This window comes from Vibrio minamisatsumaniensis (assembly GCF_050337445.1).
GTDB classification, from domain to species: Bacteria; Pseudomonadota; Gammaproteobacteria; order Enterobacterales; family Vibrionaceae; genus Vibrio; species Vibrio artabrorum.
On sequence record NZ_JAKJSY010000107.1, the window covers coordinates 1 to 10,430 of the forward strand.

Below are 10,430 nucleotides of genomic sequence, written 5' to 3' on the forward strand. Positions count from 1 at the left end.
GTTTTACGGGTTATAAAGATGACTTGTTATTAATCTAATGAAATTCAATTAGTTAAGATTAAATTTAGGTGTCAATATAGTTGACGATGAGTGTTTTCTAAGAGGAGGCCGTCTGTTTGATCTATTGGTGTGGAAGGACAAATCGGGGTAAACAAAACATTTTAGAAATCAAACAAGTAATCGCTGATCTGATCCGCTAACCAATTCATACCTGGGTGTTCTGCCATACCTGCTGCGGTAAACATACAGTAATCTTCTTGTGTTAGACCGTATGTGTGCTTAATCACTGCCAATTCCTGCTCACGCAGTAAGTGGCGAATCAATGGCTCAGGCATTACGCCCCATGCATCTTCTCGTAGGATAGTATCCAACATAAAATCGAAGCTAGAGAAGCCGATGTATCGGCGAGAGAAGGGCTCAAGTTCTGGATTATCTTTTTCATTAAGATAAACCATAGTTGCTTGCATCGAATTTCGCAGTACTTCATCCGACACTCGTCGCATCGCACTTAAATCATGCCCTTTTTTACACACCGACATCATTCGAATCTTACCAAGTGGGTTATAGATAATTCTTGGGTCATCGACACGTTCGTAATCGACGCCAAAGGCGAAATCGACTTGTTGAGTTTCAACCAAGTTGGCGAGATCGCCACTGGACGCTAAGACAAAGTTGAAAGAAGTTGAAGGGTATTTGTTGTTTAGGGCGTGAGATAAACTTTGCCACATTTCATCGGGGAGTGAGTCATCGCGTGCAATCCAAATCTCGGCGTTGAACTCACCCGAAACATGTAAACAGGTTTGCTTAATGCGTGCTGCCGTCACCAACATGCCTTCACAGTCCTTGTAAATGGCTTTTCCTGCCTCAGACAGTTCAACATGGTTGCCACTGCGAACAAACAACTCGACATCCAACTCCTTTTCCAAAGCTTTGATCGACATGCTCAGTTTGGTTCGGTTGCATTCAAGTTGTCGAGCGGCTTCAGAGACAGATCCTAAATCAGCAACAGAACAAAAGGCTTGGACTTGAGAAAGGTTCATTTCATTTCCATATTGAACAGGAGTGGAACATATTATCTGAATATTGTGCTGACTATCTTAGAAATAGTCCATCTTTGCATGATAACTCTATGACGAATTGACGAATTTGGTTTACTCTGGGGACAGTTCCGAACCTACAAGAAGTAAAGATGGAGGCCATGATGGCGAAACAATGGGACGAGTACGCACCGGATTGGGATAAAGATCCCGCGACCGCAGTATTTGCACAGTCCACATTTGACCAGTTAACACAGCTCGTTGATTTGAATGGAACCCGTGTCCTTGATTTTGGTTGTGGTACAGGGTTACTCAGCCAGAAAATCGCTCCCTTAGCAAAAGAGATCATTGCTCTTGATATCTCAGAAGGGATGATTGAAGAGTTGGATAAGAAAGAGTTAGCGAACGTTGAACCGGTTGTTGATATTCTATCGCGCGGGCTCGCAGCGCAGCATCCAGCATTCAGAAACCAGTTTGATTTAGTTGTCGCCTCTTCGGTGTGTGGTTTCATCCCTAACCTACAAGACACCGTCAGTCTGATTTACACCTTGCTGGAAAACGATGGTATTTTTGTGCACTGGGATTGGTACCTAGACAGTGACGGTGAAGATTATGGCATTAGTCTACAGCGCTCTGAAAATGTATTGAGTGCAGCCGGTTTCTCGATTGTTGAAGTCTCGACACCGTTTTCGATTGACACGCCACAAGGTGCGTTAAAGGTATTAATGGGTGTCGGTCGTAAACAAGTGCTTCCTGATCTGTAGGCGACTCGAGGGTTTCTCACTCTTTGCTGATACCAATACAGACAATAAAACCCACATCAACGGTTTAGAGCCAGTGATGTGGGTTTTTTATTCTTGCCGGTTTGTGCTGCATATAGGGCGGCTTAGTCTGTGTTGTCTCAGTTCATCTATCCTTACGTTTTTAATTTTCTATTGCTTAACGTCAGCTTTCGATAAGCCAATAATCACGAGTGGATTTACAGGTTATTTCCATTTGGGAAATACAGTCTTGAATACATTTCATTAGTGGAAATGTAAGTGTGAGCGATAAAATAAATCCATAATAATATTAAGGGTTTTATCATGAGCCACCAGTCTGTGTCATCTACGCCAGTACCTCTTTCAGAGCAACAACAACGTTTTCGCCATATCATTTCAGATAGCAAACTGTCTCCAAAGCAGAAGTCGAGCTATCTTGCCTTAGAAGCTGAAGCCAGCCTGCCGTATATGCCGGTAAGCAAAGAAGTCGAGCAAGCCTTACAACAAGGTGTGTTGTGTGACATGTTTGAAGGGCATGCCCCATTTAAGCCGCGCTATGTACTTCCAGATTATTCTAAATACTTACATCAAGGCTCAGAGTATTTAGAGCTTAGCGCGGCAACCAACTTCGATGAAGCATTGAACATGCTCACCATCCTTTACCACCATGTACCTTCTGTCACTTCCATTCCAGTTTACCTAGGTCAGTTGGATGATGTGTTGATGCCTTTCGTGGGCGACTTAACGGAAGATCAGGTATACCAAAAGATTAAGCTGTTCTGGATCATGTTGGATCGCACACTGCCAGATGCGTTCATGCACGTAAACATCGGGCCGACAGACAACATTGTCTGTCGTACGATTTTGCGTGTCGATGCGGAACTGAAACAGATCGCGCCAAACTTAACCTTTATGTACGACCCTGCCGTGACCCCTGATGATCTACTTCGTCATGCGGCGAGCAACATCTGCGAATGCAGTAAACCACATATCGCAAACTATCCAGCACATGCCGAGGCATACGGCGACAAGCGTTTTGGTATCGTGAGCTGCTATAACTCTCTGCCGTTAGCCGGTGGTTCAAACACCTTAGTGCGTATGAATCTCAAGCAAGTGGCGTTGAAATCAGAGAGCAGTGCGGATTTCTTACAGCATGTGTTGCCGAACTACAGTGCTATCATGATCGAATTAATGAACGCACGTAGTCGTTTTTTACATGAAAAGTCTCACTTTTTTGAAGGATTCTTAACCAAAGAAGGGCTGATTCAAGAAGATCGGTTCGCACCAATGTTTGGTATTTATGGCATGGCGGAAGCAGTCAACATCTTGATGGAGAAAGAGGGCCTAGCAGGGCGCTATGGTCACGATGAACAGGCGAATCAACTCGGTCACCGTATCTCTGAAAAGCTGGCGGAGATCGTGGAAAGCTCTGAAGTGAAATATGGGCTGGAAGGTAAAGCTCTGTTGCACGCTCAAGGCGGTATTAGTTTAGATGAAGATGTGACTCCGGGTGTCCGTATTCCTTATGGCACCGAACCGGATCCTGTCTCTTATGTTCGTGCGACTGCGGGTCACCATAAGTTCTACACCTCGGGTATCAGTGACATTTTAACCATCGACGAGACAGTGAAATCAAATCCAGAAGCGATGTTCAACTTGTGTAAAGGTGCGATTCAAGCGGGTTATCGAGAGTTCACGGCTAACGTGGCATCAAACGATTTGGTTCGTGTGACGGGTTACATGATTAAGCTGTCTGATATTGCCAAGTATGACGAGCAAGGCTCTCGCACCAATACCACCTTTTTAGGTGCTGAAGCTGCGAAGAATACGGGCATATTAGAGCGTAAACCACGTGTGGCGAGCTTAGAGATGTCACCGACGTACCAATAGCCCCCTGATCTAACGGATCCCCATAACCAAACAATACGAATGATGAAAATTTCTGATCTAACAACTCAAATGGCTAGGGTTAAAAATAATAAGACAGAAATACAAGCGAAGGTCAGCCGTGTGCTGACCTTTTCTTGTGTTGATGGCCCGGGAAACCGCTTGGTGCTGTTTCTTCAGGGCTGCAATTTTGACTGTATTACCTGTCACAACCCCCACACCATCAACCACTGTAACCATTGTGGTGACTGCGTTAGCGTCTGTCCGAGCCGTGCTTTAAGCATGGTTGATGGCAACGTGAAGTGGGCCCCAGTAGCCTGCACCCACTGCGACCATTGCATTGATATCTGCGACCATAAGTCGAGCCCGAAAATGACCTCAATGACGGTCTCGGAGGTGCTTGAACTCGTCAGGCATAATCAGTTTTTCTTGAGTGGTATTACCGTTTCTGGCGGTGAAGCGACGATGCAACTGCCGTTTATCATCGAGTTATTCAAAGCGATAAAAAGCGATGTTCAGTTGTCGCACTTAACGTGCTTTATCGATAGTAATGGTTCGCTGTCACTGCAAGGGTGGGACAAGGTGTTGCCTTATCTCGATGGTGCGATGATTGACTTAAAATCATGGCAATCGGAAACGCATCAATGGTTAGTGGGCAGAGGCAACCATCGGGTGTTTAAAACCATTGACTACCTTGCAGATAAAGGAAAACTGCACGAAGTTAGGTTGCTGCATATCCCCAATAAAAGCGACCTTGAGGACGAAATTGAGCAGGTGGGGCGTTACTTGAAGGCGCTACCACATGATGTTCGAATTCGGCTGAATGCATTTCAACACCATGGTGTGATTGGAGAGGCTTTAGAGTGGCCGAAATGCACAGAACAACAGGTGCAGAGCTTTTACGATAAGCTCTACGCTATTGTACAAAGGCCGATGCAAACTCCGGAGGTCTATATCTAATAATTTCTTTTCAAAATAGAGCCTTTCTAAAACTCGCCTCGTTCGTTAACTCTGCTGCAACAAAGTCGAGGCGTCTAAAAACATTCAGCCTCTAAAAACACTCAGCTTCTAAAAACAAGTCACACAACCATTTGATCGCTTGGTCATTCATATTGGGCTTGTTCCACACCAAGCTATACGCCACCTTACCGTAATCAAAAGGCAGTGGTTTGCTGACCAACCCTTGTGCTTGCTCAGCCCACTGTTTAGAGCAAGTGAACAGGAAAGGCGTATGGTGGCACAACACAGCCGCAGCGCCAAAGTCCGCGACCGATATCGCCATCTCTCTTGGCTTATGATATTGAACTAAGTTTTGCTCAAAGTAAGGCTGAGACAGTTCGTTATCTAAAATCCCAATGTGTTTATAATCTAAATAGCCTTCCACCGACAGTTCTTGCTGCGCAAGAGGGTGATGCGCGTTCATTAAACAAACCATTTCATCGGTAAGAATGGTTTCCCAAACCAACTCTTTATCGTCCGTTGGTGGCTGCGAAATATCATGGGGCAGCAAGATTAAATTGACCTGGCCACTGAGTAAAGCATCGAAGCCGAGCTGCTGTTTCGAATAGATGTTGAATTTCGCTTTTGGTGCCAGTCTAGTCGTGATTTTACTTATCTTCGACGCGAACACCTCAAAGGTACTTTCACGCATCGAAAGAGAAAAGCTGCCTTGGTATTCTTGAGGGGTAAAACTTTTCTGATGAAGCAACCCATTCATGCTGGAAAGGATCGCGTGAACGGTTGGAGCTATCTTCAGAGCAAAGGGAGTCGGGATAAGTTGGGTGCCATCTCGATAGAAAAGCTCGTCGTTGAGGATGTCACGTAACTGAGATAATGTTTTGCTTATACTTGAAGGGCTGACAAAGAGTTGTTCTGAGGTTTGAGTGACGCTGTGTGTGTTCAGCATAATATGCAGCGCAGTGAGGTGTTTAAGACTCACTCTTGATAAATGTAAGTAATCCATTCACAACTCACTCAATACGTGACAACGGTAGGTTTAAGATCTTATAACAGAAATTAGCGCGCTAACTTGTGATGAGCTCGCGAAAAATGACCAGCACAAAACGCGCCAACAATTGATAGTTCACCGGCTAAACATAATGCAGCACAGACTTCAGCTAGGGCTTGTGATTTACCGTTGCCGTGCAGTCCTAGCAAGTCTAGACACGCCTTTTGGCTTGGTAGGCTGGTACCGCCTCCGACTGTCCCTAACATCAAGTTCGGCAGTGTCACGCTCGCGTATAAGCCGCCTTCTTTGTTCAGTTCCATTCGTGTCATACCAATTGCCGATTCAGCCACACACGCTGCGTCTTGGCCACAAGCAATGTAAAGTGCCGCAAGCGCATTTGCATAATGAGCATTGATACCAATTGTACCGCTCAAAGCACCACCGACGGTGGTCATTTGTCCAAACTGCATCATCTTTTCTGGCGTGGTATGTAGGTACTTAGCGACAAGCTCTGCAGAGATATTCACTTCGGCTGTGACCTTTTTACCACGAACGCTACGCAAGGTTTGAGTATTGGCTTTTTTGTCGCCTGATAAGTTGCCATCAAGGAACGCGTGATCGGGTTTGACCGGCGTATTTTCAATGATGTACTCAAAAACAGCGTTGGTCGCAATCGTCACCATATTCTGACCGGACGCGTCTCCGGTTAGAAATTCGAACACCAAATAGACATGATTGCCTTCGATGTTGATATTGATGTCAGTCAGTTTACCGTGTGAAGTGGTAGACTCTGCCAATGTTTTAAACTGGTCGTATTGGGTAACCGCCCAAGCCACAAATTGCCCTGCTTCAACTAAGCCCCGAAATGCGAAACCTGGTGTACGTGTCACGCCTTCATTGAGTAACATCGCACTTGCGCCGCCACAAGCGGTGATCAATGTTGATCCGCGGTTATAAGACGCAACAAGCGCCGCTTCTGTGGTTGCTAACGGAACGAGGTAATCGCCTTTTGCAAATAGGCCATTAACTCTTAAAGGACCGGATATGCCAACAGGAACTTTAACGGTGCCAATAAAATGCTCGATGTTTTTTTCATAGGCTTGCATCTGACTTTGAGTATGGGGATCAAGCAACTGTTGCTGTGATTCTGAATTGTCGAGAGAAGCCCAACGGCGCGATAGATTTTTTTCTGTCAGGTACGGGCTTGGAGTCAGTTTATTGACTGGCTTCTCAAAATGAGGTTGAAGCTTATTTTCTAATTCGTCTGCGGAGATGGCACCTCCTAAAATAGAAACATAGTCACGGCGATGCAGGTTGAGTTTTGGCATAATTACTACGAAGTCAAATTTGTGCGGCAAGAATAGTTTGCGCTGATTCTACCGAGTAATAAACCAGAAACAAGCATCAGATATAATGAGTTACAGTTTGTGGACTTATCGCGACAAAAAGCATCGAGAGTGATTGAAACTATCAGGTTAAGGACATAGAAAAGACGTAAGATCGTGTCTAGATTAGATATGGATATCGAGAATACGATCAATGGCATCGTTTTGACGATCAACGACACTCGCACCAATACGATTATAATTTGCACTTTGTGTCAGTTTTAGCAAGGCTTCACTTGAGGATGGAATAAGTTCAGGTTGTTTGTCTTTTGAAGAAAGAGATTTTTCAGGTGCAATTTGATTAAAACTGAGATCGCTAGCTTGGAACGTGTCGTCGGATTCTAGAGAATGTTGGGAGGCTTGGTTGAGCTCGATTGCGGCTTCTTCAGCCATGTTTGCTGACTGCTGGATAATGGCGTAACCAGGTTGAATACCAGATATCGACATAGCAGAACCTTTTATTGACGTATGAAATGAGTCTAGGCGGACGATATTTTGAGCGCGATGGTGAACAGATGAAGTCTACGTTGAAAATGTGAACTTAAGCGAAAATGTGAACTTAAGCAAAAATAGTGATCTGCCTATTAACTGAACAGGTCATTTAGCGCGTTTAACTCTTCATCAGTAAGCACGGTACGTTTGTCGCTCTCAAGGTTACCATCTATTTCGCCTTGTAACACTTTCAGTTGCTGCGAATTAAGATGTTGTAACTGTTGTTTAAACTCTTCAAATTGTTGTGTATTCATAATGTGACCTTGGTGCAAATCCATATGCTCAATTGAGCATAGACTATTGGTGCGTGAAATCAAACAATATTCAATGAATAATTCATTGCAATTTGTTACTTCCGAGAACTAATACACTATAAATCGCCTTGCTTGTTTATTGTCCGAAAAGTGTTAGGAGATGTTATGGGGAGGTCAATCCATGTCAGGAATATTATTATAATGTAAAAACCCCCAAGCTATTGCGATATGGGGGTTATGACGGTAGTGCCACTGGTTACGTCGTGTGGTTAGGTGGAAGTGTGAAGATATGCGGTGTTTAATATTTAACCATCGTTCGCTATCTTTTTGTTTTTAATTCATTTGTTTTCTACTCAGAATGATCGCTTTCAAGCGGTTTATCTATTTTTACCTTGACCGCGAATTTGGTTGCTAGCGTATGTAACTCGGGAAGCATCCGATAAATCAAATGGAGTTGTTGTAAAACCATTCTGACCGAGCTTTCATCTTCTTCTCGCCACTCATTCAAGCGCTGGTCCAGTTCAGGGTCGTAAGCATTTTTCACGTCGCATTGCTCTTGATGAGAGAACAGTTGCTCATTGAGCGCATCTAAGTGCTCGTGTATGACGCTGTGTGCGTCTAGAACGAGTTTATGTGTCGCTTCATCGTCAATGCGAGTTCTATGCGCTCCCAAGGCCGAAATGTAGCTGAGCATAGCGTGGTTAAGCGTCAAAAATCGAAAACTTTCATCTTCAGAGGTTCGATATTTGCCGGGTTCAACTAACATACTGCTGATAGCGAGGGTGAGATTAGCGTCGTTATTGTGTGCGTTACGGCGGGCAATACGGTAATTTAAGGTGTCCTTTTTCCCGATGCGATATTGGCCAATGATTTGATCCAAATAATTTTTATTGGCATCGAGGGCATCAGCCATGACTTTGTGAAGTCGTTTCGATTGCCAGTCAGGTAATATGTAAATCACCGCTAAAACAGCAAGGGCGCAGCCAATAAAGGTATCGGCCAATCTCGGTAGAACGACCGCATAACCCTCACCAAGTTGATTAAAGCAAAATAAGACCAATAAGGTGATAAAACCAGTAGCGAAACCATAGTTGTTAATGCGTAACGCGAAGAACATCACGCCACTGACAACGATGAATACCAGTTGGCTCTCTTGAGAAGGGAAGAATGTTAATAGCAGAACCCCAATCAACAAGCCAGCGACTGTGCCAATGACTCGAGCGGTCAGCTTTTGTCGTGTGGCACTGTAATTGGGTTGGCACACGAATAAGGTCGTCAATAGGATCCAATAGCCACGTTCGATATCAAAACCTTGAATTATCCCGTAGCCAAGCGTCAGTGTGATTGCCATCCGAGCGGCGTGGCGAAACAACATAGAATCGGTATTCAGGTTCGCTCTGATCTTTTGCCACATGGCTGTTAACGTATGTGGATTGGTATCGTTTAATACACCTTCTTCTAACTTTATGACGTCTGGGTTGCTGATGTTTGATAGCTGCTTTTCAACAGTGGCTAAGTTATTGAAAAGGTAATCTAACTGGTTCAACAACGGTTTCCATTCAGGTTTATTCTTCTGATGAAGGTGAGTGAGGGAGGACATCAGTTCATCAAGAGCTAAAACAGATTTGTCACCGTGTTGATACTCTGCGCCGACTTTAAGTGAACTCGCGACTTCTTTACACGCTGTGGCTTGTGCCTCTAGTAGGTATTTAAAGCGGAATAGCACATCTGAACGTTCGAAGTGCTTGGCCAGTTCTTGATAGCGATAGTGGGTTGAGCTCACTCGTTCATGAATGTCTTGGGCAATAAAGTAGGTATTTAGGAATCTATCACTAGGGCCGTCAATATGCCCTCGTTTAGAGCGGTTAAGCAGTGTTGCTTTACACATGTTGAGTGCATTCACAGTACTTGCGTTTAATTTAGACTCAATAATACGGTGAGGTTGAGGAATAAGGTCTGATACTGGGTAGAATAGCTCGGCCTTGGATTCCATGTAAGTGCCGATCTGATCAAATACCGTAGCAAGGTTTTGCTGGACAGGTTGCATTGGCCATACTATTTGCCAAATCATTGACATAAAGTAGTACCAAGCGGCCCCTGTCAGTAATAGCAACGGTTGAAACCATAGGTTGGTGCTTTCATGAGCACCGAGCATGGTATAGATGGCGACCAGCAGAGAGCCGAATGCAATACTCGCGTATTTAGGCCCAATCGCACCAAGTATGATGAACGAAAATGTTGAGACAAAAAGCCCTAGTGCGAACAACCAAGGTGTATTGAAAAGTAATTCAATAGAAAAGGCCGCGATTGCAAAGCAGATAAACGTAAGACTGAGAGCTTTCAAGCGACCAGTGAAGCTATCGTCGCTTTCTGCTAACGCGGCTGCGATGATACCTAAAATGAGAGGTGTGATGAGTGTGTTTTGTCCATAGTACCAAGTAGGCACCACAACACCGAGCAGAGTTATGAGGATTAATACACTGTAATTTATGGTTTTATTCGCCCAATAAAGACGTAATTTGGCAGAGAAGTCCACAGTTGCTCACTTAACACACTAAAACCATAATCCTAACAGAAATCAAGCACAACAATTTGATACTTATCCATAATTGCCCTTAAGTGGTCATGAAAGCGTCGATAAGAGATGAGATATTATTAATTATCAT

General features: G+C 44.3%; 9 protein-coding genes. 3 read left to right on the forward strand and 6 right to left on the reverse strand.

Features of this window, described 5'->3' with window-relative positions:
* Window positions 1-161: 161 nt before the first annotated feature.
* On the reverse strand, window positions 162-1,040 hold the full coding sequence (locus tag L4B77_RS18115) for a LysR family transcriptional regulator (protein ID WP_009845583.1): 879 nt from the start codon (window positions 1,038-1,040) through the stop codon (window positions 162-164).
* Between the two features lie 161 nt (window positions 1,041-1,201).
* Between L4B77_RS18115 and L4B77_RS18120 the strand changes: the two genes are divergently transcribed.
* From L4B77_RS18120 to L4B77_RS18130, 3 genes are all read left to right on the forward strand, one after another.
* A complete protein-coding gene (locus tag L4B77_RS18120) occupies window positions 1,202-1,801 on the forward strand; it encodes a class I SAM-dependent DNA methyltransferase (RefSeq protein ID WP_261840759.1) in 600 nt (199 codons plus the stop codon).
* Between the two features lie 321 nt (window positions 1,802-2,122).
* Window positions 2,123-3,688, forward strand: coding sequence for a YjjI family glycine radical enzyme (locus L4B77_RS18125; protein WP_429752131.1), 1,566 nt, complete (start codon window positions 2,123-2,125; stop codon window positions 3,686-3,688).
* A 42-nt stretch (window positions 3,689-3,730) separates the two neighbouring features.
* Window positions 3,731-4,645, forward strand: coding sequence for a YjjW family glycine radical enzyme activase (locus L4B77_RS18130; RefSeq protein WP_429752140.1), 915 nt, complete (start codon window positions 3,731-3,733; stop codon window positions 4,643-4,645).
* Window positions 4,646-4,736: 91 nt separating this feature from the next.
* Here the strand turns inward: L4B77_RS18130 and L4B77_RS18135 are convergent, their stop codons facing one another.
* The 5 genes from L4B77_RS18135 to yccS form a co-directional block, all read right to left on the reverse strand.
* On the reverse strand, window positions 4,737-5,648 hold the full coding sequence (locus L4B77_RS18135) for a LysR family transcriptional regulator (protein WP_429752133.1): 912 nt from the start codon (window positions 5,646-5,648) through the stop codon (window positions 4,737-4,739).
* 53 nt (window positions 5,649-5,701) lie between these two features.
* Window positions 5,702-6,961 carry a hydroxymethylglutaryl-CoA reductase gene (locus L4B77_RS18140; protein WP_429752135.1) on the reverse strand — a complete coding sequence of 420 codons (1,260 nt, stop codon included), beginning with the start codon at window positions 6,959-6,961 and terminating at the stop codon, window positions 5,702-5,704.
* Window positions 6,962-7,144: 183 nt separating this feature from the next.
* The gene (locus tag L4B77_RS18145) at window positions 7,145-7,465 is read right to left on the reverse strand and encodes a hypothetical protein (RefSeq protein ID WP_429752137.1); all 321 of its coding nucleotides are present in this window, start codon (window positions 7,463-7,465) and stop codon (window positions 7,145-7,147) included.
* A 137-nt stretch (window positions 7,466-7,602) separates the two neighbouring features.
* Entirely contained in the window at window positions 7,603-7,788 is a 186-nt protein-coding gene (locus L4B77_RS18150) for a hypothetical protein (RefSeq protein WP_261840202.1), read from the reverse strand.
* A 325-nt stretch (window positions 7,789-8,113) separates the two neighbouring features.
* The gene (gene yccS / locus L4B77_RS18155; protein ID WP_372040941.1) at window positions 8,114-10,300 is read right to left on the reverse strand and encodes a YccS family putative transporter; all 2,187 of its coding nucleotides are present in this window, start codon (window positions 10,298-10,300) and stop codon (window positions 8,114-8,116) included.
* Between the last annotated feature and the right edge of the window lie 130 nt (window positions 10,301-10,430).